16 protein-coding genes and 4 pseudogenes are annotated in these 26145 nt (G+C 53.4%); all 20 read left to right on the forward strand.

Annotation, left to right across the window (positions count from 1 at the left end; genetic code table 11):
* Positions 1–155 precede the first annotated feature (155 nt).
* The 20 genes and pseudogenes from glcD to yghD all read left to right on the forward strand — a co-directional run bounded on the left by glcD (position 156) and on the right by yghD (position 25503).
* Positions 156–1655 carry a glycolate oxidase subunit GlcD gene (gene glcD / locus CRI63_RS13555; protein ID WP_000026117.1) on the forward strand — a complete coding sequence of 500 codons (1500 nt, stop codon included), beginning with the start codon at positions 156–158 and terminating at the stop codon, positions 1653–1655.
* A pseudogene (gene glcE / locus CRI63_RS13560) lies at positions 1655–2708 on the forward strand (glycolate oxidase subunit GlcE). Before glcD ends, glcE begins: the two are co-directional and overlap by 1 nt.
* A gap of 10 nt (positions 2709–2718) precedes the next feature.
* Positions 2719–3942, forward strand: a complete 1224-nt coding sequence (gene glcF, locus CRI63_RS13565) for a glycolate oxidase subunit GlcF (RefSeq protein ID WP_135519789.1) — start codon at positions 2719–2721, stop codon at positions 3940–3942.
* A gap of 4 nt (positions 3943–3946) precedes the next feature.
* A complete protein-coding gene (locus tag CRI63_RS13570) occupies positions 3947–4351 on the forward strand; it encodes a GlcG family protein (RefSeq protein ID WP_000853256.1) in 405 nt (134 codons plus the stop codon).
* A gap of 21 nt (positions 4352–4372) precedes the next feature.
* On the forward strand, positions 4373–6544 hold the full coding sequence (gene glcB, locus CRI63_RS13575) for a malate synthase G (protein ID WP_135519791.1): 2172 nt from the start codon (positions 4373–4375) through the stop codon (positions 6542–6544).
* Between the two features lie 356 nt (positions 6545–6900).
* Entirely contained in the window at positions 6901–8583 is a 1683-nt protein-coding gene (gene glcA / locus CRI63_RS13580) for a glycolate permease GlcA (RefSeq protein ID WP_000259282.1), read from the forward strand.
* A 495-nt stretch (positions 8584–9078) separates the two neighbouring features.
* Complete coding sequence (sslE, locus tag CRI63_RS13585) at positions 9079–13629, forward strand: lipoprotein metalloprotease SslE (protein WP_135519793.1); 4551 nt, start codon at positions 9079–9081, stop codon at positions 13627–13629.
* 109 nt (positions 13630–13738) lie between these two features.
* On the forward strand, positions 13739–14548 hold the full coding sequence (gene pppA / locus CRI63_RS13590; protein ID WP_135519795.1) for a prepilin peptidase PppA: 810 nt from the start codon (positions 13739–13741) through the stop codon (positions 14546–14548).
* 65 nt (positions 14549–14613) lie between these two features.
* Complete coding sequence (gspS2, locus tag CRI63_RS13595) at positions 14614–15024, forward strand: type II secretion system pilot lipoprotein GspS-beta (protein ID WP_135519797.1); 411 nt, start codon at positions 14614–14616, stop codon at positions 15022–15024.
* A 15-nt stretch (positions 15025–15039) separates the two neighbouring features.
* Positions 15040–16000 (forward strand): annotated as a pseudogene (gspC, locus tag CRI63_RS13600) (type II secretion system protein GspC).
* Positions 16001–16029: 29 nt separating this feature from the next.
* Positions 16030–18090, forward strand: a complete 2061-nt coding sequence (gspD, locus tag CRI63_RS13605) for a type II secretion system secretin GspD (protein ID WP_135519799.1) — start codon at positions 16030–16032, stop codon at positions 18088–18090.
* Positions 18090–19585: pseudogene (gene gspE / locus CRI63_RS13610) on the forward strand (type II secretion system ATPase GspE). Before gspD ends, gspE begins: the two are co-directional and overlap by 1 nt.
* Entirely contained in the window at positions 19585–20808 is a 1224-nt protein-coding gene (gspF, locus tag CRI63_RS13615) for a type II secretion system inner membrane protein GspF (protein WP_135519801.1), read from the forward strand. Before gspE ends, gspF begins: the two are co-directional and overlap by 1 nt.
* Positions 20809–20824: 16 nt before the next feature.
* Positions 20825–21280, forward strand: a complete 456-nt coding sequence (gspG, locus tag CRI63_RS13620; protein WP_001087296.1) for a type II secretion system major pseudopilin GspG — start codon at positions 20825–20827, stop codon at positions 21278–21280.
* A 3-nt stretch (positions 21281–21283) separates the two neighbouring features.
* The gene (gene gspH / locus CRI63_RS13625) at positions 21284–21847 is read left to right on the forward strand and encodes a type II secretion system minor pseudopilin GspH (RefSeq protein ID WP_135519803.1); all 564 of its coding nucleotides are present in this window, start codon (positions 21284–21286) and stop codon (positions 21845–21847) included.
* Entirely contained in the window at positions 21844–22215 is a 372-nt protein-coding gene (gene gspI / locus CRI63_RS13630) for a type II secretion system minor pseudopilin GspI (RefSeq protein WP_000820118.1), read from the forward strand. The genes gspH and gspI overlap by 4 nt, the downstream gene beginning before the upstream one ends.
* Positions 22212–22817, forward strand: a complete 606-nt coding sequence (gspJ, locus tag CRI63_RS13635; RefSeq protein WP_135519805.1) for a type II secretion system minor pseudopilin GspJ — start codon at positions 22212–22214, stop codon at positions 22815–22817. The genes gspI and gspJ overlap by 4 nt, the downstream gene beginning before the upstream one ends.
* Positions 22814–23791, forward strand: a complete 978-nt coding sequence (gspK, locus tag CRI63_RS13640; RefSeq protein WP_135519807.1) for a type II secretion system minor pseudopilin GspK — start codon at positions 22814–22816, stop codon at positions 23789–23791. Before gspJ ends, gspK begins: the two co-directional genes overlap by 4 nt.
* Entirely contained in the window at positions 23788–24966 is a 1179-nt protein-coding gene (gene gspL / locus CRI63_RS13645) for a type II secretion system protein GspL (protein WP_135519809.1), read from the forward strand. Before gspK ends, gspL begins: the two co-directional genes overlap by 4 nt.
* A 1-nt stretch (position 24967) precedes the next feature.
* A pseudogene (yghD, locus tag CRI63_RS13650) lies at positions 24968–25503 on the forward strand (GspM family type II secretion system protein YghD).
* Positions 25504–26145: the final 642 nt, after the last annotated feature.

Raw genomic sequence — 26145 nt, forward strand, 5'->3', positions numbered from 1 at the left:
AAGTTAACCAAGGCAAGGTCACAGAGCTGGAAAAAAAAATGGTCTGACCGGTAGCTAAAGAGATAGACGAAAACGAAAAGCCCGCTTAATAACTGTTCACAGAAGCAGCGCGCAGAAATCAGCTGCCACACAACACAACAAAGCGAACCCTACTCATGAGCATCTTGTACGAAGAGCGTCTTGATGGCGCTTTACCCGATGTCGACCGCACATCGGTACTGATGGCACTGCGTGAGCATGTCCCTGGACTGGAGATCCTGCATACCGATGAGGAGATCATTCCTTACGAGTGTGACGGGTTGAGCGCGTATCGCACGCGTCCATTACTGGTTGTTCTGCCTAAGCAGATGGAACAGGTGACGGCGATTCTGGCTGTCTGCCACCGCCTGCGTGTGCCGGTGGTGACCCGTGGCGCAGGCACCGGGCTTTCTGGTGGCGCGCTACCGCTGGAAAAAGGTGTGTTGTTGGTGATGGCGCGCTTTAAAGAGATCCTCGACATTAACCCCGTTGGGCGCCGTGCACGCGTGCAGCCGGGCGTGCGTAACCTGGCGATCTCCCAGGCCGTTGCGCCGCATAATCTCTATTACGCGCCAGATCCTTCCTCACAAATCGCCTGTTCGATTGGCGGCAACGTGGCGGAAAATGCCGGTGGCGTCCACTGCCTGAAATATGGTCTGACCGTACATAACCTGCTGAAAATTGAAGTGCAAACGCTGGACGGCGAGGCGTTGACGTTGGGATCGGACGCGCTGGATTCGCCTGGTTTTGACCTGCTGGCGCTGTTCACCGGATCGGAAGGCATGCTCGGCGTGACCACCGAAGTGACGGTAAAACTGCTGCCGAAGCCGCCCGTGGCGCGCGTGTTGTTAGCCAGCTTTGACTCGGTAGAAAAAGCCGGACTTGCGGTTGGTGACATCATCGCTAATGGCATTATCCCCGGCGGGCTGGAGATGATGGATAACCTGTCGATCCGCGCGGCGGAAGATTTTATTCATGCCGGTTATCCCGTCGACGCCGAAGCGATTTTGTTATGCGAGCTGGACGGCGTGGAGTCTGATGTACAGGAAGACTGCGAGCGGGTTAACGACATCTTGTTGAAAGCGGGCGCGACTGACGTCCGTCTGGCACAGGACGAAGCAGAGCGCGTACGTTTCTGGGCTGGCCGCAAGAACGCCTTTCCGGCGGTGGGGCGCATCTCCCCGGATTACTACTGCATGGATGGCACCATCCCGCGTCGCGCCCTGCCTGGCGTACTGGAAGGCATTGCCCGTTTATCGCAGCAATATGATTTACGTGTTGCCAACGTCTTTCATGCCGGAGATGGCAACATGCACCCGTTAATCCTTTTCGATGCCAACGAGCCCGGTGAATTTGCCCGCGCGGAAGAGCTGGGCGGGAAGATCCTCGAACTCTGCGTTGAAGTGGGCGGCAGCATCAGTGGGGAACATGGCATCGGGCGCGAAAAAATCAATCAAATGTGCGCCCAGTTCAACAGTGATGAAATCACTACTTTTCATGCGGTAAAGGCGGCGTTTGATCCCGATGGTTTGCTGAACCCAGGAAAAAACATTCCCACGCTACACCGCTGTGCTGAATTTGGTGCCATGCATGTGCATCACGGTCATTTACCTTTCCCTGAACTGGAGCGTTTCTGATGCTACGCGAGTGTGATTACAGCCAGGCGCTGCTGGAGCAGGTGAATCAGGCGATTAGCGATAAAACGCCGCTGGTGATTCAGGGCAGCAATAGCAAAGCCTTTTTTAGGTCGTCCTGTAACCGGGCAAACGCTGGATGTGCGTTGTCATCGCGGCATTGTTAATTACGACCCGACCGAGCTGGTGATAACCGCGCGTGCCGGAACGCCGCTGGTGGCGATTGAAGCGGCACTGGAGAGCGCCGGGCAAATGCTCCCCTGCGAGCCGCCGCATTATGGTGAAGAAGCCACCTGGGGCGGGATGGTCGCCTGCGGGCTGGCGGGGCCGCGTCGCCCGTGGAGCGGTTCGGTCCGCGATTTTGTCCTCGGCACGCGCATCATTACCGGCACTGGAAAACATCTGCGTTTTGGTGGCGAAGTGATGAAAAACGTTGCCGGATACGATCTCTCGCGATTAATGGCCGGAAGCTACGGTTGTCTTGGCGTGCTCACTGAAATCTCGATGAAAGTGTTACCGCGACCGCGCGCCTCCCTGAGCCTGCGTCGGGAAATCAGCCTGCAAGAAGCCATGGACGAAATCGCCCAGTGGCAACTCCAGCCGCTACCCATTAGTGGCTTATGTTACTTCGACAACGCGTTGTGGATCCGCCTTGAAGGCGGTGAAGGATCGGTAAAAGCGGCGCGTGAACTGCTGGGTGGCGAAGAGGTTGCGGGTCAGTTCTGGCAGCAATTGCGTGAACAACAACTGCCGTTCTTCTCGTTACCAGGTACCTTATGGCGCATTTCATTACCCAGCGATGCGCCGATGATGGATTTACCCGGCGAGCAACTGATCGACTGGGGCGGGGCGTTACGCTGGCTGAAATCGACAGCCGATGACAATCAAATCCATCGCATCGCCCGCAACGCTGGCGGTCATGCGACCCGTTTTAGTGCCGGAGATGGCGGCTTTGCCCCGCTACCGGCTCCTTTATTCCGCTATCACCAGCAGCTTAAACAGCAGCTCGATCCTTGCGGCGTGTTTAACCCCGGTCGCATGTACGCGGAACTTTAAGGAGCAGGCTATGCAAACCCGGTTAACCGAAGAGATGCGGCAGAACGCGCGGGCGCAGGAAGCCGACAGCATCCTGCGCGCCTGTGTTCACTGCGGATTTTGTACCGCAACCTGCCCAACTTATCAGCTATTGGGCGATGAACTGGACGGGCCGCGCGGGCGCATCTATCTGATTAAACAGGTGCTGGAAGGCAACGAAGTCACGCTTAAAACACAGGAGCATCTCGATCGCTGTCTCACTTGCCGCAATTGTGAAACCACCTGTCCTTCTGGTGTGCGCTATCACAATTTGCTGGATATCGGGCGTGATATTGTCGAGCAGAAAGTGAAACGCCCACTGCCGGAGCGAATGCTGCGCGAAGGATTGCGCCAGGTAGTGCCGCGTCCGGCGGTCTTCCGCGCATTGACGCAGGTAGGTCTGGTGCTGCGACCGTTTTTGCCAGAACAGATAAGAGCAAAATTGCCCGCCGAAATGGTGAAAGCTAAACCGCGTCCACCGCTGCGCCATAAGCGTCGGGTTTTAATGCTGGAAGGCTGCGCCCAGCCTACGCTTTCGCCCAACACCAACGCGGCAACTGCGCGAGTGCTGGATCGTTTGGGGATCAGCGTCATGCCAGCTAACGAAGCAGGCTGTTGTGGCGCGGTGGACTATCATCTTAATGCGCAGGAGAAAGGGCTGGCACGGGCGCGAAATAATATTGATGCCTGGTGGCCCGCGATTGAAGCAGGTGCCGAGGCAATTTTGCAGACTGCCAGCGGCTGCGGTGCGTTTGTCAAAGAGTACGGGCAGATGCTGAAAAACGATGCGCTGTATGCCGATAAAGCGCGTCAGGTCAGTGAGCTGGCGGTCGATTTAGTCGAACTTCTGCGCGAGGAACCGCTGGAAAAACTGGCAATTCGCGGCGATAAAAAACTGGCCTTCCACTGCCCGTGTACCCTGCAACATGCGCAAAAGCTCAATGGCGAAGTGGAAAAAGTGTTACTTCGTCTTGGATTTACCTTAACCGACGTTCCCGACAGCCATCTGTGCTGCGGGTCGGCGGGAACATATGCGTTAACGCATCCCGATCTGGCGCGCCAGCTGCGGGATAACAAAATGAATGCGCTGGAAAGCGGCAAACCGGAAATGATCGTCACCGCCAACATTGGTTGCCAGACGCATCTGGCGAGCGCCGGTCGTACCTCTGTGCGTCACTGGATTGAAATTGTAGAACAAGCCCTTGAAAAGGAATAACAAAATGAAAACTAAAGTCATTCTTAGCCAGCAAATGGCGAGTGCAATTATTGCCGCAGGTCAGGAAGAGGCGCAGAAAAATAACTGGTCTGTTTCCATTGCTGTTGCCGATGACGGCGGTCATCTGCTGGCGTTAAGTCGCATGGACGATTGCGCGCCGATTGCGGCTTACATCTCCCAGGAGAAAGCGCGTACCGCCGCGCTGGGGCGTCGTGAAACTAAGGGCTATGAAGAGATGGTGAACAACGGACGTACCGCGTTCGTGACTGCGCCGTTACTGACGTCGCTGGAAGGTGGCGTACCGGTTGTTGTGGATGGGCAAATTATTGGTGCCGTGGGCGTTTCTGGTTTAACCGGAGCACAGGATGCGCAGGTCGCGAAAGCGGCAGCAGCGGTGTTGGCGAAATAAGCGAAAACGAGGAGATAAACAATGAGTCAAACCATAACCCAGGGCCGTTTACGCATTGACGCCAATTTTAAACGTTTTGTGGATGAAGAAGTTTTACCGGGAACAGGGCTGGACGCTGCGGCGTTCTGGCGCAATTTTGATGAGATCGTTCACGATCTGGCGCCAGAAAATCGTCAATTACTGGCAGAACGCGATCGCATTCAGGCGGCGCTGGACGAATGGCATCGCAGCAACCCGGGGCCGGTAAAAGACAAAGCGGCTTATAAATCTTTCCTGCGGGAACTGGGCTATCTCGTGCCGCAGCCTGACCACGTTACGGTGGAAACCACGGGCATCGACAGTGAAATCACCAGTCAGGCGGGGCCACAGCTAGTGGTTCCGGCGATGAACGCCCGCTACGCGCTGAACGCGGCGAATGCTCGCTGGGGCTCACTGTACGATGCGTTATACGGCAGCGACATCATCCCGCAGGAAGGGGCGATGGTCAGCGGCTACGATCCGCAGCGCGGTGAGCAGGTTATCGCCTGGGTTCGGCATTTCCTCGATGAATCTCTACCGCTGGAAAACGGCAGCTATCAGGATGTCGTGGCGTTTAAGGTGGTCGACAAACAATTACGCATCCAGTTGAAAAATGGTAAAGAAACCACGTTACGTACTCCGGCACAGTTTGTCGGTTACCGTGGCAATGCCGCTGCGCCGACCTGCATTTTGCTGAAAAATAACTGCCTGCATATTGAGCTGCAAATCGATGCCAACGGGCGGATTGGCAAAGACGATCCGGCGCACATCAACGACGTTATCGTTGAAGCCGCCATCAGTACTATTCTCGACTGTGAAGATTCGGTCGCGGCGGTTGATGCGGAAGATAAAATCCTGCTGTACCGCAACTTGCTGGGCCTGATGCAGGGGACTCTGCAAGAGAAAATGGAGAAAAACGGTCGGCAAATCGTGCGTAAACTGAATGACGATCGTCAGTACACCGCCGCCGATGGCTCTGAAATTTCTCTGCACGGACGCTCGTTGCAGTTTATCCGCAACGTGGGTCATTTGATGACCATTCCTGTGATTTGGGACAGCGAAGGCAATGAAATCCCGGAAGGCATTCTTGATGGCGTCATGACTGGCGCGATCGCCCTCTATGATTTAAAAGTGCAGAAAAACTCGCGCACTGGCAGCGTCTATATTGTGAAACCGAAAATGCACGGTCCGCAGGAAGTGGCGTTCGCCAACAAACTGTTTACCCGCGTTGAGACAATGCTCGGTATGGCACCGAATACCCTGAAAATGGGCATTATGGATGAAGAACGCCGGACCTCGCTGAACTTGCGTAGCTGTATCGCTCAGGCGCGCAACCGCGTGGCGTTCATCAATACCGGTTTCCTCGACCGTACTGGCGATGAGATGCATTCGGTGATGGAAGCGGGCCCGATGCTGCGTAAAAACCAGATGAAATCGACGCCGTGGATCAAAGCCTACGAGCGCAATAACGTGCTTTCCGGTCTGTTCTGTGGGCTGCGCGGTAAAGCGCAAATCGGTAAAGGGATGTGGGCAATGCCGGACCTGATGGCAGACATGTACAGCCAGAAGGGCGACCAACTGCGTGCCGGGGCAAACACGGCCTGGGTTCCGTCGCCAACTGCCGCTACACTCCATGCGTTGCACTACCACCAAACCAACGTACAGAGCGTGCAAGCCAACATTGCCCAGACCGAGTTCAATGCTGAATTTGAACCGCTGCTGGACGATCTGCTGACTATTCCGGTTGCTGAAAATGCTAACTGGTCGGCGCAAGAGATCCAACAAGAGCTGGATAACAACGTGCAGGGGATTCTGGGCTACGTGGTGCGCTGGGTGGAGCAGGGGATTGGTTGTTCAAAAGTGCCGGATATTCACAATGTGGCGCTGATGGAAGACCGTGCAACGCTGCGCATCTCCAGCCAGCATATTGCCAACTGGTTACGCCACGGCATCCTGACCAAAGAGCAGGTGCAGGCGTCGCTAGAGAACATGGCGAAGGTGGTTGATCAGCAAAACGCTGGCGATCCGGCTTATTGTCCGATGGCGGGGAATTTCGCTAACTCGTGTGCTTTTAAAGCTGCCAGCGATTTGATCTTCCTCGGCGTGAAACAGCCAAACGGCTATACCGAACCGTTATTACACGCATGGCGTTTACGCGAAAAAGAAAATCATTAATAGCGTCAAAAAAAAGCCCCGGCAAGATTTATTGTCGGGGCTATTATAGTAACTGCGGTAGTACATTTATCCCGGAAATAACCGGAGCGATTATCAGGGTTTAACAAAATTAAATACCCGCAGCGCATTACTAGCGGGCCTAAAACAACAATATGGACATCTTAACGATACTCTGCGCCTGCGTGTGCGGAACAGAAACCCTTACCCGATATACTTGTTATGCCAGAGGTAGCAATTGCGTTAGCAGCGTACTGTTGCTGTAAAGTATAACGCCTATATTTTACAGTTCAGTCCTCTTTTGCTTATTACAACCTTAATCATATCAAGCATATAAAGATAATAAGAGACTGAACAATATGGTTACCTGGACTCAAATGTATATGCCGATGGGAGGACTGGGGCTATCCGCTCTGGTTGCCCTGATCCCAATAATATTCTTCTTCGTTGCACTTGCGGTATTACGTCTGAAAGGACATGTCGCCGGAGCAATAACCCTTATATTATCTATCCTGATTGCGATATTCGCCTTTAAAATGCCGATTGATATGGCATTTGCTGCTGCGGGCTATGGCTTTATTTATGGATTATGGCCTATTGCGTGGATTATTGTCGCGGCTGTATTCCTGTATAAATTAACCGTTGCCAGCGGTCAGTTTGATATTATCCGCAGCTCGGTTATCTCCATCACCGACGATCAGCGTTTGCAGGTGTTACTGATTGGTTTCTCCTTTGGCGCGTTGCTGGAAGGGGCGGCTGGCTTTGGTGCTCCGGTGGCGATTACCGGTGCGCTGCTGGTGGGCTTGGGCTTCAAACCGCTATACGCGGCGGGGCTGTGTCTGATTGCCAACACTGCGCCGGTGGCGTTTGGTGCGTTGGGTGTGCCAATTCTGGTCGCCGGTCAGGTAACGGGAATCGATCCGTTCGACATTGGCGCAATGGCGGGACGTCAGTTACCGTTCCTGTCGGTACTGGTGCCGTTCTGGCTGGTAGCAATGATGGACGGCTGGAAAGGGGTGAAAGAGACGTGGCCCGCGGCGCTGGTTGCAGGGGGAAGCTTCGCTGTCACTCAGTTCTTTACCTCTAACTATATTGGCCCGGAACTGCCGGATATTACTTCGGCGCTGGTGAGTATCGTCTCACTCTCTTTATTCCTTAAAGTCTGGCGACCGAAAAATACCGAAACGGCAATCAGCATGGGGCAATCCGCAGGTGCGATGGTGGTGAATAAACCGTCTTCTGGCGGCCCGGTACCGTCAGAATATAGTCTGGGGCAAATTATTCGCGCGTGGTCACCGTTTTTAATCTTAACGGTACTGGTCACCATCTGGACCATGAAACCGTTTAAAGCGTTATTTGCTCCGGGCGGCGCGTTTTATTCGCTGGTGATTAATTTCCAGATCCCTCATTTGCATCAACAAGTCTTGAAAGCGGCCCCCATTGTCGCCCAGCCGACGCCAATGGACGCGGTGTTTAAATTCGACCCGCTCTCTGCTGGCGGCACCGCTATTTTCATTGCAGCGATTATCTCTATCTTCATCCTCGGCGTGGGGATCAAGAAAGGTATTGGTGTCTTTGCCGAAACGCTAATTAGCCTGAAGTGGCCGATATTGTCGATTGGCATGGTGCTGGCATTTGCCTTCGTGACCAACTATTCCGGTATGTCCACCACGCTGGCGCTGGTACTGGCGGGTACTGGTGTGATGTTCCCGTTCTTTTCGCCATTCCTCGGCTGGCTGGGGGTATTCCTTACCGGCTCGGACACTTCCTCTAACGCCCTGTTTGGTTCACTGCAATCAACCACGGCGCAGCAAATCAACGTCTCTGACACTCTGCTGGTGGCAGCAAATACCAGCGGCGGCGTAACTGGCAAGATGATCTCCCCACAATCTATCGCCGTGGCCTGCGCCGCGACGGGCATGGTGGGCCGAGAATCTGAACTGTTCCGCTACACCGTGAAGCACAGTCTGATTTTTGCCAGCGTTATCGGCATTATCACCCTGTTGCAGGCGTATGTGTTTACCGGGATGTTAGTTTCGTAAGTCAATAATGCCGGATGATCGTCAATATCATCCGGCTTCTTTCTATTCTCGTTTCATTATCCTGGCTAAATAATTGCAAAATCATTTCGCTGTTTATTATCCAGGCATAAATAATATTTCATGGTCAGATAACTCGCTAAATAATTAAGGGGGTGAGAATATCTATTTTTTTGTCACGCAAAACAAGTCTGTATTAATTGTGTTCGCTTGATGAGCAAACACCGTGCTATCTGTTGCTTTTGCAATCGCAATCGTTAAAACTATCAACAACTTGGGATAGTTACATTGTGAATAATTGTTACTTTTTTGTTTGTTGAATCTTTTTTATAAATACCCCGTCTGACATCGAATAGGGGATATTCTTATAAATTTCACCTGTTTCGTTATCAATAATGCAGTTTTTTAAGAATGGAGGAAGTTATTAGAGAAGATAAAGCATAAAACTATTTCCCCAGTTACGAATTTTTTAACTATATTTTGTCACTTGCGTTATTAATGAATAAGAAATTTAAATATAAAAAATCGCTTTTAGCGGCTATTTTAAGCGCAACCTTATTAACCGGTTGTGATGGCGGCGGTTCAGGTTCTTCCTCCGATACTCCGCCTGTAGATTCTGGAACTGGGTCTTTGCCGGAAGTGAAACCCGATCCAACGCCAAACCCGGAGCCGACGCCGGAGCCGGAACCTACGCCGGATCCGACACCTGATCCAGAGCCAACACCAGAACCGGAGCCAGAACCTGTTCCTACGAAAACCGGTTATCTGACCCTGGGCGGAAGCCAGCGGGTAATCGGTGCTACCTGTAATGGTGAATCCAGCGACGGCTTTACTTTTACACCTGGCGAGAACGTTACTTGCGTGGCAGGTAACACGACAATTGCCACCTTCAACACTCAGTCAGAAGCTGCGCGTAGCCTGCGTGCGGTTGAAAAAGTGTCGTTTAGCCTTGAGGACTCGCAAGAACTGGCGGAGTCCGACGACAAGAAAAGCAATGCGCTCTCGCTGGTAACGTCCATGAACAGTTGTCCGGCGGATACAGAACAGGTTTGCCTGACGTTCTCCTCGGTGATCGAGAGTAAACGCTTCGACTCGCTGTATAAGCAAATCGATCTGACTCCGGAAGAGTTCAAAAAGCTGGTCAATGAAGAGGTGGAAAACAATGCCGCGACCGATAAGGCGCCATCCACTCATACTTCACCGGTAGTGCCCGTCACGACGCCGGGAACAAAACCGGATCTGAACGCTTCCTTCGTGTCGGCTAACGCGGAACAGTTTTATCAGTATCAACCTACGGAAATCATTCTCTCCGAAGGCCGACTGGTAGATAGCATGGGCAATGGTGTGGTTGGCGTAAATTACTACACCAGCTCAGGCCGTGGCGTAACTGGAGAAAACGGCAAATTCAACTTCAGCTGGGGCGAAACCATCTCCTTTGGTATCGACACCTTTGAACTGGGCTCAGTACGCGGCAATAAGTCGACTATTGCGTTGACTGAGCTGGGCGACGAAGTTCGCGGCGCGAATATCGATCAGCTGATTCATCGTTACTCCCAGGCCGGAAAAAATGATGAGCGTGAAGTGCCGGACGTAGTGCGTAAGGTCTTTGCCGAGTATCCCAACGTGATCAACGAGATTATCAATCTCTCGTTATCCAATGGCGAGGCGTTGAGCGAAGGCGATCAAACCTTTGAGCGGACAAACGAATTTCTTGAGCAGTTTGAATCCGGGCAGGCTAAAGAGATTGATACGGCGATTTGTGACTCCCTTGGGGGCTGCAACTCTCAGCGTTGGTTCTCGTTGACGGCACGCAATGTTAACGAAGGTCAGATTCAGGGCGTAATCAACAAGCTGTGGGGTGTGGATGAAGATTACAAATCTGTGACGAAATTCCACGTCTTCCATGATTCTACCAACTTCTATGGCAGTACTGGTAATGCGCGTGGTCAGGCGGTGGTGAATATCTCCAACGCGGCATTCCCGATTCTGATGGCGCGTAATGATAAAAACTACTGGCTGGCCTTCGGCGAAAAACGCGCCTGGGATAAAAACGAGCTGGCGTACATTACTGAAGCGCCTTCCATTGTGCGCCCGGAGAACGTGACACGCGAAACTGCCACTTTCAACCTGCCGTTTATCTCGCTGGGGCAAGTCGGCAAAGGTAAGCTGATGGTTATCGGTAACCCGCACTACAACAGCATTCTGCGTTGCCCGAACGGTTACAGCTGGGAAGGCGGTGTTGATAAAAGCGGTCAGTGTATGCGTAACAGTGATTCAAATGACATGAAGCACTTTATGCAGAACGTGTTGCGCTATTTGTCCGACGATAAATGGACGCCGGACGCGAAAGCCAGCATGACCGTAGGCACCAACCTGGATACCGTCTATTTCAAACGTCATGGTCAGGTTACAGGAAACAGTGCTGAGTTCGGCTTCCATCCGGATTTCGCGGGTATCTCCGTTGAGCATTTAAGTAGCTATGGCGATCTCGATCCGCAGAAAATGCCGCTGCTGATCCTTAACGGCTTTGAGTATGTGACTCAGGTGGGGGGCGATCCCTATGCAGTGCCTCTGCGTGCAGATACCAGCAAACCGAAGCTGAGCCAGCAGGATGTGACCGATCTGATCGCCTATCTGAACAAAGGCGGTTCGGTGCTGATCATGGAAAACGTGATGAGCAATCTTAAGGAAGAGAGCGCGTCTGGCTTTGTGCGTCTGCTGGATGCCGCAGGCCTGTCGATGGCTCTTAACAAGTCGGTGGTGAATAACGATCCTCAGGGATATCCGGATCGCGTTCGTCAGTTGAATGAAAAAGGGATGTGGGTCTATGAACGTTATCCGCTGGTAGAAGGTGAACTGCCGTACACCATTGATGAAAAAACGAAAGAAGTTATCTGGAAATATCAGATTGATAACAAACCAGATAAGAAACCGAAACTGGAAGTTGCCAGCTGGCAAGAAGAGGTTGATGGTGAACAAGTAACTCAATACGCATTTATTGATGTTGCTAAACATCCAACTGATGAGTCTCTGAAAGCCGCAAAAGATAAGATCTTTGCAGCGTTCCCGGGGCTGAAGGAGTGTAAGGACTCGACATACCACTACGAGGTCAACTGTCTGGAATACCGTCCTGGCACGGGTGTTCCTGTGACGGGGACAATGTATGTTCCGCAGTATACGCAACTGAATCTTGACGCCGACACCGCGAAAGCGATGGTGCAGGCTGCGGATTTAGGCACCAACATTCAGCGTCTGTATCAGCATGAGCTCTACTTCCGGACCAATGGTCGCAAAGGTGAGCGTCTGAACAGCGTCGATCTGGAACGTCTGTACCAGAACATGTCGGTCTGGCTGTGGAATAAAATTGAATACCGCTATGAAAGCGGCAAGGACGACGAGCTGGGCTTTAAAACGTTCACCGAGTTCCTGAACTGCTACGCCAACAATGCCTATACTGGCGGCACGCAGTGTTCTGATGAGCTGAAAAAATCGCTGGTCGATAACAACATGATCTACGGCGAGAAGAGCGTTAATAAAGCGGGCATGATGAACCCGAGCTATCCGCTCAACTATATGGAAAAACCGCTGACGCGCCTGATGCTGGGCCGTTCCTGGTGGGATCTGAACATTAAGGTTGATGTCGAGAAGTATCCGGGGGCGGTATCGGCAGCGGGGCAGGAGGTTACTGAAAGCATCAGCCTGTACTCGAGTCCGACCAAATGGTTTGCGGGTAACATGCAGTCTACAGGCCTGTGGGCTCCGGCTCAGCAGGAAGTCAGCATTAAGTCCAATGCGAACGTTCCTGTGACTGTCACCGTGGCGTTGGCCGACGACCTGACCGGACGTGAGAAGCATGAAGTTGCTCTGAACCGTCCGCCAAAAGTGACGAAAACCTATGATCTGGATGCTCAAGGCACGGTGACCTTCAAGGTGCCTTACGGTGGTCTGATTTATATCAAGGGCAACAGCCCAACGAATGAGTCAGCCAACTTCACCTTTACTGGCGTGGTAAAAGCACCGTTCTATAAAGATGGTAAGTGGCAACACGAGCTGAACTCCCCTGCGCCGCTAGGCGAGCTGGAGTCTGCGTCGTTCGTCTATACCACGCCGAAGAAGAACCTGAATGCCAGCAATTTCACGGGTGGCGTAAAACAATTCGCTAAGGAACTGGATACCTTTGCCAGCTCAATGAATGACTTCTACGGACGTGATGGCGAAAACGGTAAGCACCGGATGTTTACCTTTGAAAACTTGCCGGGTCACAAACACCGTTTCACTAACGATGTGCAGATCTCCATCGGTGATGCGCACTCGGGTTACCCGGTAATGAACAGCAGCTTCTCGACGAACAGCACCACGCTGCCGACGACGCCGCTGAACGACTGGCTGATCTGGCACGAAGTAGGGCATAACGCTGCAGAAACGCCGCTGACTGTACCGGGCGCAACTGAAGTAGCGAACAACGTGCTGGCGCTGTACATGCAGGATCGCTATCTCGGCAAGATGAACCGTGTCGCTGACGATATTACCGTCGCGCCGGAATATCTGGACGAGAGCAAAGGTCAGGCATGGGCGCGCGGCGGTGCGGGTGACCGTCTGCTGATGTACGCGCAGCTGAAAGAATGGGCTGAGAAGTACTTTGATATCACGAAGTGGTATCCAGATAGCAAGCTGCCAGCGTTCTACAGCGATCGTGAAGGGATGAAAGGCTGGAACCTGTTCCAGTTGATGCACCGTAAAGCACGCGGCGATGAGGTTGGTAAAACCAAGTTTGGCGAAAGAAATTACTGTGCTGAGTCAAACGGTAACGCTGCGGACACGCTGATGCTGTGCGCCTCCTGGGTCGCCCAGACGGATCTTTCGGAGTTCTTTAAGAAATGGAATCCGGGCGCGAATGCTTACCAGTTGCCGGGAGCGACGGAGATGAGCTTCGAAGGCGGTGTGAGCCAGTCGGCGTACAACACGCTGGCGTCACTCAATCTGCCGAAACCGAAGCAAGGGCCGGAAACCATTAACAAGGTTACCGAGTATTCGATGCCTGCTGAATAACCCGGATAAGGCGCATCGGGTTGCGCCAGCTTATCGGGCCTGGAGGAAAGCCGTATGGCATACATCTGCAGGCCCGCATCCGGCAAGTTACAACAAATAACCGTTAACCATGCTTTTTGATGTGTTTCAGCAATACCCCGCGGCGATGCCCATACTGGCTACCGTCGGAGGATTAATCATCGGCAGTTTTTTGAATGTGGTGATTTGGCGTTACCCCATCATGCTTCGTCAACAAATGGCGGAGTTTCACGGTGAAATGCCGAGTACGCAGTCAAAAATAAGCCTGGCGCTGCCACGCTCGCACTGCCCACAGTGTCAGCAGACCATCCGGATACGTGACAACATTCCGCTGCTCTCCTGGCTGATGCTCAAAGGGCGCTGCCGCGACTGTCAGGCGAAAATCAGCAAGCGTTATCCGCTGGTGGAGTTATTGACGGCACTCGCTTTTTTGCTGGCGAGTCTGGTGTGGCCGGAAAGTGGATGGGGGCTGGCGGTGATGATATTATCCGCCTGGCTGATTGCCGCGAGCATCATCGACCTCGACAACCAATGGCTGCCCGATGTTTTTACTCAGGGCGTATTGTGGACCGGGCTGATTGCGGCATGGGCGCAACAGAGTCCGTTAACGCTACAAGACGCAGTTACCGGCGTCCTGGTGGGATTTATCACTTTTTACTCCCTGCGCTGGATAGCCGGAATAGTTCTGCGTAAAGAAGCATTAGGCATGGGTGATGTATTACTCTTCGCCGCTTTAGGTGGCTGGGTGGGGGCGTTGTCGCTACCCAATGTTGCTTTAATCGCCTCATGCTGCGGCCTGATATATGCCGTTATTACAAAAAGAGGATCAACCACACTGCCTTTTGGACCGTGTTTAAGTCTGGGCGGTATATCAACACTTTATCTACAGGCATTGTTTTAATGATAACCACGTCATTATCGAAGTGACATTTTAACTCTTATTAATAACCTTAGAGATTATTTACCATGTCGATAAAACAAATGCCAGGGAGGGTATTAATATCGCTATTGTTGAGCGTTACAGGATTATTAAGTGGCTGCGCCAGCCATAATGAAAACGCCAGTTTACTGGCGAAAAAACAGGCGCAAAATATCAGTCAAAACCTGCCAATTAAATCTGCGGGATATACCTTAGTGCTGGCGCAAAGTAGCGGCACGACGGTAAAAATGACCATTATCAGCGAAGCGGGTACACAAACCACGCAGACGCCTGACGTCTTTTTAACCAGCTATCAACGACAAATGTGCGCTGACCCAACGGTGAAATTAATGATCACCGAGGGAATTAATTACAGCATAACGATTAATGATACACGTACAGGTAACCAGTATCAGCGGAAACTGGATCGTACCACCTGTGGAATAGTCAAAGCATAACGTCGGGTATATAAATTGGCGCGGGTTGTTTTTCGTGACGCACGAATTTATCTCATTCAATGGCTGACAAAAATTCGTCACACATTTAGCCAGAGACAATCTCTTCATACAGACAAAGAGCATCTGCGCAAAATTGCCCGCGCGATGTTCTGGCTGATGCTGCTTATTATTTCTGCAAAAATGGCGCATTCACTCTGGCGCTATTTCTCCTTTTCTGCGGAATATACGGCGGTTTCTCAATCGGTGAATAAACCGACCCGTGCAGATGCAAAAGCGTTAGATAAAAAAAGACGTGCAATTAATCAGCCAGCAAAACTGGTTTGGCAAATATCAGCCTGTCGCCGAGTCGGTAAAACAACCCGAACCTGCGCCTGTGGCAGAAACGCGTCTTAATGTGGTGCTGCGTGGGATCGCCTTTGGTGCCAGACCCGGCGCGGTTATTGAAGAAGGCGGCAAACAACAGGTTTATTTGCAGGGCGAACGGCTTGGCTCTCACAACGCGGTGATTGAGGAAATCAACCGCGACCATGTGATGCTGCGTTATCAGGGAAAAATAGAGCGTCTGAGCCTGGCAGAAGAGGAACGTTCCACCGTAGCCGTGACCAACAAAAAAGCCGTCAGTGACGAAGCAAAGCAAGCCGTTGCTGAGCCTGCTGCCAGTGCGCCAGTTGAGATCCCGGCTGCCGTGCGTCAGGCACTGGCGAAAGATCCGCAGAAAATTTTTAACTATATCCAGCTTACGCCTGTGCGTAAGGAGGGGATTGTCGGTTATGCAGTGAAGCCGGGGGCAGATCGTTCTCTGTTCGATGCCAGCGGTTTCAAGGAAGGCGATATCGCCATTGCGCTAAATCAGCAGGATTTTACTGATCCACGAGCAATGATTGCTCTGATGCGGCAGTTACCTTCAATGGATTCCATTCAACTTACGGTTTTACGCAAGGGTGCGCGCTACGACATTTCCATCGCGCTGCGCTAACAGCATTTAATCCAGGAGAATCATTCATCGTGTTTTGGCGTGATATTACGTTGTCGGTCTGGCGTAAGAAGACAACTGGCCTCAAAACAAAAAAGCGTTTACTGCCGCTGGTGCTGGCAGCGGCATTATGTAGTTCACCGGTCTGGGCGGAAGAAGCCACTTTCACCGCCAATTTTAAAGATACCGACCTGAAATCGTTCATAGAAACCGTCGGTGCTAACCTTAATAAAACCATCATTATGGGGCCGGGCGTACAGGGGAAAGTGAGTATTCGCACCATGACCCCGCTCAATGAACGCCAGTATTACCAGCTATTCCTTAACCTGCTGGAAGCGCAGGGGTATGCCGTCGTACCGATGGAAAACGACGTGCTGAAGGTGGTGAAATCCAGCGCCGCGAAAGTCGAGCCGCTGCCGCTGGTCGGTGAAGGCAACGACAACTACGCGGGCGATGAAATGGTCACCAAAGTGGTGCCGGTGCGTAATGTGTCGGTACGCGAACTGGCACCGATATTACGCCAGATGATCGACAGCGCGGGCTCAGGCAACGTTGTTAATTACGATCCCTCCAACGTAATTATGCTCACCGGACGTGCCTCCGTCGTGGAGCGCCTGACGGAAGTGATCCAGCGTGTGGATCATGCGGGTAATCGCACTGAAGAGGTGATTCCGCTGGATAACGCCTCGGCTTCGGAAATTGCCCGCGTGCTGGAAAGCCTGACCAAAAATAGCGGCGAGAACCAGCCTGCGACGCTGAAATCACAAATTGTCGCTGATGAACGCACTAACAGCGTAATTGTCAGCGGTGACCCCGCCACGCGAGACAAAATGCGCCGCCTGATCCGTCGCCTGGACTCAGAAATGGAGCGCAGCGGCAACAGCCAGGTGTTCTATCTCAAATACAGCAAAGCGGAAGATCTGGTCGATGTGCTGAAGCAGGTCAGCGGCACGCTCACGGCGGCTAAAGAAGAGGCGGAAGGCACGGTCGGTAGCGGGCGTGAGGTTGTCTCCATCGCCGCCAGCAAACACAGTAATGCCCTGATTGTTACTGCGCCGCAGGACATCATGCAGTCGCTGCAAAGCGTGATTGAACAACTGGATATTCGCCGTGCTCAGGTGCATGTCGAGGCGTTGATCGTGGAAGTTGCCGAAGGCAGCAATATCAACTTCGGCGTGCAGTGGGCGTCGAAAGATGCCGGATTAATGCAGTTTGCTAATGGTACGCAGATCCCTATCGGTACGCTGGGGGCAGCCATTTCTCAGGCGAAACCGCAGAAAGGCTCGACGGTGATCAGTGAAAACGGCGCCACCACCATTAACCCGGATACTAACGGCGATCTCTCCACGCTCGCCCAGCTGCTTTCTGGCTTTAGCGGTACGGCGGTTGGTGTGGTGAAAGGCGACTGGATGGCGCTGGTACAGGCGGTCAAAAACGACTCCAGCTCGAACGTCCTCTCCACTCCGAGTATCACCACGCTGGACAACCAGGAAGCCTTCTTCATGGTGGGCCAGGATGTTCCGGTATTAACCGGATCTACCGTTGGCTCCAATAACAGCAATCCTTTCAATACAGTAGAAAGGAAAAAAGTCGGCATCATGCTGAAAGTCACGCCGCAGATTAACGAAGGTAACGCGGTACAGATGGTGATTGAGCAGGAAGTCTCGAAGGTGGAAGGACAGACCAGCCTCGACGTGGTGTTTGGTGAGCGCAAACTAAAGACCACCGTGCTGGCTAACGATGGTGAGCTGATTGTGCTTGGCGGTCTGATGGACGATCAGGCGGGAGAAAGCGTGGCGAAAGTGCCGCTGCTGGGCGATATCCCATTGATTGGTAACCTGTTTAAATCGACGGCGGATAAAAAAGAAAAACGTAACCTGATGGTGTTTATCCGCCCGACCATTCTGCGTGACGGTATGGCGGCAGACGGCGTGTCGCAGCGCAAATATAACTATATGCGCGCCGAGCAGATCTATCGCGATGAACAAGGCTTAAGCCTGATGCCGCACACCGCGCAGCCGGTGCTGCCAGCGCAAAACCAGTCTCTACCGCCGGAAGTTCGCGCGTTCCTCAACGCCGGGAGAACGCGTTAATGGTGCCTGTAGCACAGGAAACCACCGCTAACACCGTGCGTCTGCCCTACAGTTTCAGCCGTCGGTTTAGCCTGGTGGCATGGTGCGAAGCGTCGCTGGAGATCCTCCATGTTCATCCGTTGTCGCTCTCTGTTTTGCAGGAGCTGCAGCGGGGGCTGAACGCGCCCTTTACGCTGCGGCAAATCGACGAAGCCGAATTTGAACAGCGGCTGAATGCGGTCTGGCAGCGTGACTCTTCCGAGGCCCGCCAGCTGATGGAAGATCTCGGTTCCGCCGAGGACTTTTTTTACCCTCGCTGAAGAACTGCCGGAAACGGAAGATCTGCTGGAAAGCGACGACGATGCGCCGATCATCAAACTGATCAACGCCATGCTGGCAGAGGCGATTAAAGAAGGCGCTTCGGATATCCACATCGAGACGTTTGAAAAGAGTCTGGTGATCCGTTTTCGCGTTGACGGCACATTACATGAAATGCTGCGCCCGGGTCGCAAACTGGCCTCGCTGCTGGTATCTCGTATTAAGGTGATGGCACGGCTGGATATCGCCGAAAAGCGCGTACCGCAGGATGGACGTATTGCGCTGCTGCTGGGCGGCCGGGCGATTGACGTGCGTGTCTCCACCATGCCTTCCGCCTGGGGCGAGCGCGTGGTGCTGCGACTGCTGGACAAAAACCAGGCCCGCCTGACGCTGGAGCGTCTGGGTTTAAGTCAGCAACTGACTGTGCAGTTGCGCCAGCTGTTACACAAACCGCACGGCATCTTTCTGGTGACGGGGCCGACAGGTTCCGGCAAAAGCACCACGCTGTACGCCGGATTGCAGGAGCTGAACAACCACTCGCGCAACATTCTCACGGTTGAAGACCCCATCGAATACATGATTGAAGGGATCGGTCAGACGCAGGTTAACACCCGCGTCGGGATGACCTTCGCCCGTGGCCTGCGCGCGATTTTGCGTCAGGACCCGGATGTGGTGATGGTCGGTGAAATCCGCGATACCGAAACCGCAGAAATCGCCGTCCAGGCGTCATTGACCGGACACCTGGTACTTTCAACCCTGCATACCAACACGGCGGTGGGGGCGATCACACGTTTGCAGGATATGGGCGTCGAGCCTTTCCTGCTCTCTTCCAGTCTGACGGGCGTGATGGCGCAGCGACTGGTCCGCACGCTGTGCACCGACTGCCGCCAGGCCCTGCCTGCCACTGACGAAGAAAAAACGCCTGCTCGGGATTACCGACGCCCGTACTGTCACCCTGTACCATCCGCAGGGTTGCCCCGCCTGTAATCACAAAGGTTTTCGCGGACGTACTGCCATCCATGAGCTGATCGTGGTGGACGCCACATTGCGTGATTTGATCCACCGTCAGGCAGGGGAACTGGAGCTGGAACGTTATGTCCGGCAACACTCCGCAGGTATCCGCAGCAACGGCATTGAGAAAGTGCTCGCCGGAGAAACCTCTCTCGATGAAGTTCTGCGGGTAACCATGGAGGCGTAATGGCACTGTTTTACTATCAGGCGCTGGAGCGTAATGGTCGCAAAACCAAAGGCATGATTGAGGCGGATTCCGCGCGTCATGCCCGTCAGTTGTTGCGCGCTAAAGAGCTTATCCCCGTGCACATTGAAGCCAGGATGAATGCATCGGCAGGGGGAATGTTGCAGCGTCGGCGGCACGCACATCGTCGCGTGGCGGCGGCAGATCTGGCGCTGTTCACTCGCCAACTGGCAACGCTGGTACAGGCAGCAATGCCGCTGGAAACCTGCTTGCAGGCGGTCAGTGAGCAAAGTGAAAAACTGCATGTGAAGAGCCTCGGAATGGCGCTGCGCAGCCGGATTCAGGAAGGTTATACCCTGTCGGACAGCCTGCGCGAACATCCTCGCGTTTTTGATTCCCTGTTTTGTTCGATGGTGGCTGCCGGAGAAAAATCCGGGCATCTCGACGTGGTGCTCAATCGCCTTGCGGATTACACCGAACAGCGGCAGCGCCTGAAATCACGCCTGCTGCAGGCCATGCTCTATCCGCTGGTATTGCTGGTGGTGGCAGCGGGCGTGGTCACTATTTTGCTGACGGCAGTGGTGCCGAAAATCATCGAACAGTTCGATCATCTCGGACACGCGCTGCCCGCCTCCACCCGAATGCTCATCGCTATGAGCGACGCGTTACAGGCCAGCGGCGTTTACTGGCTGGCGGGATTGCTGGGGCTTCTGGTGCTGGGGCAACGGCTACTCAAAAATCCTGCTATGCGCCTGCGCTGGGATAAAACTTTGCTGCGCCTGCCCGTGACGGGGCGTGTTGCGCGCGGGCTGAATACGGCGCGTTTTTCCCGCACCTTAAGCATCCTCACCGCCAGCAGTGTTCCGCTGCTGGAAGGTATTCAGACCGCTGCCGCCGTGTCGGCAAATCGTTATGTCGAGCAACAACTGCTGCTGGCTGCAGATCGCGTCCGCGAAGGAAGCAGCCTGCGCGCCGCGTTGGCGGAGTTGCGCCTGTTCCCACCGATGATGCTGTACATGATCGCCTCCGGTGAACAGAGCGGTGAACTGGAAACCATGCTTGAACAGGCCGCGGTTAACCAGGAACGGGAATTTGATACCCAAGTGGGGCTGGCGTTGGGGCTGTTTGAACCTGCGCTGGTGGTGATGATGGCGGGCGTGGTGCTGTTTATCGTCATCGCCATCCTCGAGCCGATGCTGCAACTGAACAATATGGTTGGAATGTAATTTACGGAGTTATCACATGAATTCGTTATCCCGCACACAAAAACCACGGGCAGGTTTTACCCTGCTGGAAGTGATGGTGGTGATTGTTATTCTTGGCGTCCTGGCAAGTCTGGTGGTGCCTAACCTTTTGGGCAACAAAGAGAAAGCGGATCGGCAAAAAGCCATCAGCGATATCGTGGCGCTGGAAAACGCGCTGGATATGTACCGACTGGATAACGGGCGTTACCCGACCACCGAACAGGGGCTTGAGGCGCTGATCCAGCAACCAGCCAATATGGCTGATTCCCGCAACTACCGTACCGGTGGATACATCAAACGACTGCCAAAAGATCCGTGGGGCAATGATTATCAGTATCTCAGCCCGGGTGAAAAAGGACTGTTTGATGTTTATACCCTGGGGGCGGATGGTCAGGAAAACGGGGAAGGTGCTGGCGCAGATATCGGTAACTGGAATTTGCAGGAGTTTCAGTAATCAGTGCCTGAACGCGGATTCACTCTTCTGGAAATCATGCTGGTGATTTTCCTTATCGGCCTTGCCAGTGCGGGCGTGGTACGGACTTTTGCGACCGATTCTGAATCGCCCGCGAAAAAAGCGGCGCAGGATTTTCTGACTCGCTTTGCGCAGTTTAAGGACAGGGCAGTGATCGAAGGGCAAACACTCGGTGTGCTAATCGACCCGCCGGGATACCAGTTTATGCAGCGTCGTCAGGGGCAGTGGTTGCCCGTTTCTGCGACCCGGTTATCGGCACAGGTTACGGTGCCGAAACAGGTGCAGATGCTGTTACAACCCGGAAGTGATATCTGGCAGAAGGAATATACGCTGGAGCTGCAACGTCGCCGCCTGACGCTGCACGATATTGAACTGGAGCTGCAAAAAGAGGCGAAAAAGAAGACGCCGCAGATCCGTTTTTCGCCTTTTGAACCCGGTACGCCGTTTACGCTGCGCTTCTACTCGGCGGCGCAAAACGCATGTTGGGCGGTAAAACTGGCGCACGATGGCGCGTTATCCCTCAATCAATGTGATGAGAGGATGCCATGAAGCGCGGGTTTACCTTGCTGGAAGTGATGCTCGCGCTGGCGATTTTTGCGCTGGCTGCCACGGCGGTGTTACAGATTGCCAGCGGTGCGCTGAGTAATCAGCAAATTCTTGAGGAAAAAACGGTAGCGGGCTGGGTAGCTGAAAACCAGACCGCATTGCTCTACCTGATGACCCGTGAACAACGAGCGGTCAGGCACCAGGGCGAGAGTGATATGGCAGGAAGCCGCTGGTACTGGCGAACCACACCGCTGAATACAGGTAACGCGCTGCTCCAGGCAGTGGATATTGAAGTCAGTCTTCACGAAGACTTTTCGCCAGTGATTCAGTCACGACGCGCCTGGTTTAGCGCCGTGGGAGGCCAACAGTGAGAAGGACTCGCGCTGGTTTCACGTTACTGGAAATGCTGGTGGCAATTGCCATTTTTGCCTCGCTGGCACTGATGGCGCAGCAGGTGACAAACGGCGTCACGCGCGTGAATAGCGCCGTCGCCGGACACGATCAAAAACTAAACCTCATGCAGCAAACGATGAGTTTTCTGACCCACGATCTGACCCAAATGATGCCGCGTCCGGTAAGAGGCGAGCAGGGCCAGCGTGAATCAGCGTTACTGGCGGGCGCTGGCGTGCTGGCGTCTGAGAGTGAAGGGATGCGCTTTGTGCGCGGCGGTGTGGTTAACCCGTTGATGCGTCTGCCGCGCAGTAATCTGCTCACCGTTGGTTATCGCATTCATGATGGTTATCTCGAACGGTTGTCCTGGCCGCTGACCGATGCAGCAGGCAGCGTGAAGCCAACAACGCAAAAGTTGATTCCGGCGGATTCGCTCCGTTTGCAGTTCTACGACGGCACGCGCTGGCAGGAGAGCTGGTCGTCAGTACAGGCGATCCCTGTAGCGGTACGCATGACCCTGCATTCGCCGCAATGGGGCGAGATTGAACGCATCTGGTTGTTACGCGGGCCGCAATTATCATGATCACCTCACCACCAAAACGCGGAATGGCACTGGTCGTGGTGCTGGTATTGCTGGCAGTTATGATGCTGGTAACCATCACGCTTTCCGGGCGGATGCAGCAACAACTTGGGCGAACGCGCAGCCAGCAGGAGTACCAGCAGGCGCTGTGGTACAGCGCCAGTGCAGAAAGCCTGGCGCTGAGCGCGCTCAGTCTGAGCCTGAAAAATGAAAAGCGCGTGCATCTGACACAGCCGTGGGCTTCAGGCCCTCGTTTTTTCCCACTGCCGCAGGGGCAAATCGCCGTCACTCTGCGTGACGCACAGGCCTGCTTTAACCTGAATGCCCTCGCACAGCCGACAACGGCGTCGCGTCCGCTCGCGGTGCAACAGCTTATCGCCCTGATCTCGCGCCTGGATGTGCCTGCTTATCGGGCCGAACTGATAGCCGAAAGCCTGTGGGAGTTTATTGACGAAGATCGCAGCGTGCAGACGCGGCTGGGGCGTGAAGACAGCGAGTATCTCGCCCGTTCGGTGCCTTTCTACGCCGCGAATCAACCGCTGGCGGATATCAGTGAGATGCGCGTTGTGCAGGGAATGGATGCCGGACTCTATCAAAAACTCAAACCGCTGGTTTGTGCGCTGCCGATGACTCGCCAGCGAATCAACATCAACACCTTAGACGTCGCGCAAAGCGTGATTCTTGAGGCGCTGTTTGACCCGTGGTTAAGCCCCGTTCAGGCGCGGGCGTTATTACAACAACGTCCGGCGAAGGGCTGGGAAGATGTCGATCAGTTTCTTGCACAGCCGCTACTTGCTGACGTCGATGAGCGTACTAAAAAACAGCTAAAAACCGTCCTGAGCGTGGACAGCAATTACTTCTGGCTGCGTTCAGATATCACCGTGAATGAGATTGAACTGACGATGAACTCGTTAATTGTCCGCATGGGCCCACAACACTTTTCTGTTCTCTGGCATCAGACAGGAGAAAGTGAGTGAGTTCCATGCTTGAGATTTTTTTCCCGCTTTGCGCCTCCGACCCCATCCGTTGGCAGTGCCGTACACCCGACGTGGAGCACGGTATCTGGCCTGACGTTGCTGATGAACGTCTCCAGCAATGGCTGCAAACTGATGCGATTCGACTCTACATCCCCGGCGAATGGATCAGCGTCTGGCAGGCTGAACTGCCTGATGTTGCCCGCAAGCAGATACCGACTATTCTGCCCGCCTTGCTGGAAGAAGAGCTGAACCAGGATATCGATGAACTGCATTTCGCCCCGTTGAAAATCGACCAGCAACTGGCAACCGTAGCTGTGATTCACCAGCAGCATATGCGCAACATTGCGCAGTGGTTGCAGGAAAACGGCATCACCCGCGCTACCGTCGCGCCGGACTGGATGTCCATTCCTTGTGGCTATATGGCTGGCGATGCGCAACGGGTTATCTGCCGCATCGATGAGTGCCGGGGATGGAGCGCCTGGCGGGCGCTGGCTCCGGTAATGTTCCGCGCACAGCTCAATGAGCAGGATTTACCGCTTTCGCTAACCGTGGTCGGGATCGCGCAGGAAGAGCTATCTGCATGGGCTGGCGCAGACGCTGAACGCCTGACAATTACGGCTCTGCCCGCCATTACCACTTATGGCGAACCGGAAGGGAACCTGCTAACTGGACCGTGGCAGCCTCGCGTCAGCTACCGAAAACAGTGGGCGCGCTGGCGGGTGATGATTCTACCGATATTGCTGATTCTGGTTGCGCTGGCAGTGGAACGGGGCGTGACGTTATGGAGCGTCAACGAACAGGTGGCGCAAAGCCGCGCCCAGGCCGAGAAACAGTTCTTAATGTTGTTCCCGGAGCAGAAGCGGATTGTGAATTTACGCTCTCAGGTGACGATGGCGCTGAAAAAATATCGCCCGCAGGCCGACGATACCCGGCTGCTCGCAGAATTGTCAGCGATCGCCAGTACCCTGAAATCAGCGTCACTTACCGACATTGAGATGCGTGGATTTACCTTTGATCAAAAACGCCAGACGCTTCACCTTCAGCTACGGGCTGCGAACTTTGCCAGCTTCGACAAACTGCGTAGCGCACTGGCGGCAGATTATGTTGTGCAACAGGACGCGTTACAGAAAGAGGGTGATGCGGTTTCCGGCGGCGTAACGTTGCGGAGGAAATAACATGTTACGCGATAAATTTATTCACTATTTTCAGCAATGGCGTGAACGCCAGTTCAGCGTGGCGAACACTGGCTGGCACAACACCTGGCGGGGCGTTCGCCGCGTGAAAAAGGCATGTTACTGGCAGCGGCAGTGTTCCTGTTTAGCGTCGGATATTACGTCCTCATCTGGCAGCCTTTGAGCGAACGGATTGAGCAACAGGAGACGATGTTGCAACAGCTGGTGGCGATGAACTCCCGGATGAAGAGCGCCGCGCCGGATATTATTGTGGCGCGAAAATCCGCCACGACAACGCCTGCACAGGTATCGCGGGTCATCAGTGACAGTGCTTCCGCGCACTCAGTGGTCATAAAGCGGATAGCCGAGCGCGGGGAGAATATTCAGGTCTGGATAGAACCTGTGGTGTTTAATGATCTGGTGAAATGGTTAAATGCGCTGGATGAAAAGTATGCGCTGCGGGTGACACAAATTGATGTCAGTGCGGGTGAGAAGCCCGGGATGGTGGAGGTGCAGCGGCTGGAGTTTGGGCGGGGGTAGGTATTGCCATTTCCTTAACCCCACCTGATAACCCTTAGCCCAATGGTGAGTGCGGAACTGTCAAACCCGCTCACCGGGCTGAGTTTCGATGTAGCAAGAATGCACTCTCCTTCCAGGCCGCCACGGAATGTTCGACAATACTGTAGGAATTCGTTTTTCACAATGTAGCCCTTGTGAATAGACACCTTTCACAGACTGTAAAGATGCTTAAGTGTTTTGACACATTATGATTATTAATAGTTGCAATAAATCATTGAGTAACAATTGATAGGCCAAAACATATAGGATAATTCTTGTGTGATCTGTATTTTGTGTAGCCTGGAAATTAGTAAAATTCCTGGAGATAATCAGAAAGGGAATTTTGGGAAAGTAAAATAATTTCCGCGGAAACTATTCGTCGATTTTAAGAAATGTCTGATTTGGTATATCTACCGACGGTTAATGCTGGCTGTAACGCTGGTTAAAATAAATACACAAAATAATCAAGATGTATATCTTAATCGACGAAAATAATTACTTCCGGGATTATTGATGCGACTTAAATAACACCATTTAAATGTGATATAAATCACAAATATGGCTGTGAAGAGGGTGCTGTAGATATAAATAAGAAGTACATGAGTGAATTTTAAATAGGGAAAT

Source organism: Escherichia sp. E2661, assembly GCF_004745185.1.
Taxonomy (GTDB): Bacteria; Pseudomonadota; Gammaproteobacteria; order Enterobacterales; family Enterobacteriaceae; genus Escherichia.

Coding starts and splice junctions, on each gene's coding strand:
- glcD (WP_000026117.1), top strand. CDS start 156: ATGAGCATCTTGTACGAAGAGCGTCTTGATGGCGCTTTACCCGATGTC.
- CRI63_RS13570 (WP_000853256.1), top strand. CDS start 3,947: ATGAAAACTAAAGTCATTCTTAGCCAGCAAATGGCGAGTGCAATTATT.
- gspG (WP_001087296.1), top strand. CDS start 20,825: ATGAATTCGTTATCCCGCACACAAAAACCACGGGCAGGTTTTACCCTG.
- glcA (WP_000259282.1), top strand. CDS start 6,901: ATGGTTACCTGGACTCAAATGTATATGCCGATGGGAGGACTGGGGCTA.
- gspF (WP_135519801.1), top strand. CDS start 19,585: ATGGCACTGTTTTACTATCAGGCGCTGGAGCGTAATGGTCGCAAAACC.
- glcF (WP_135519789.1), top strand. CDS start 2,719: ATGCAAACCCGGTTAACCGAAGAGATGCGGCAGAACGCGCGGGCGCAG.
- sslE (WP_135519793.1), top strand. CDS start 9,079: ATGAATAAGAAATTTAAATATAAAAAATCGCTTTTAGCGGCTATTTTA.
- glcB (WP_135519791.1), top strand. CDS start 4,373: ATGAGTCAAACCATAACCCAGGGCCGTTTACGCATTGACGCCAATTTT.
- gspK (WP_135519807.1), top strand. CDS start 22,814: ATGATCACCTCACCACCAAAACGCGGAATGGCACTGGTCGTGGTGCTG.
- pppA (WP_135519795.1), top strand. CDS start 13,739: ATGCTTTTTGATGTGTTTCAGCAATACCCCGCGGCGATGCCCATACTG.
- gspS2 (WP_135519797.1), top strand. CDS start 14,614: ATGTCGATAAAACAAATGCCAGGGAGGGTATTAATATCGCTATTGTTG.
- gspI (WP_000820118.1), top strand. CDS start 21,844: ATGAAGCGCGGGTTTACCTTGCTGGAAGTGATGCTCGCGCTGGCGATT.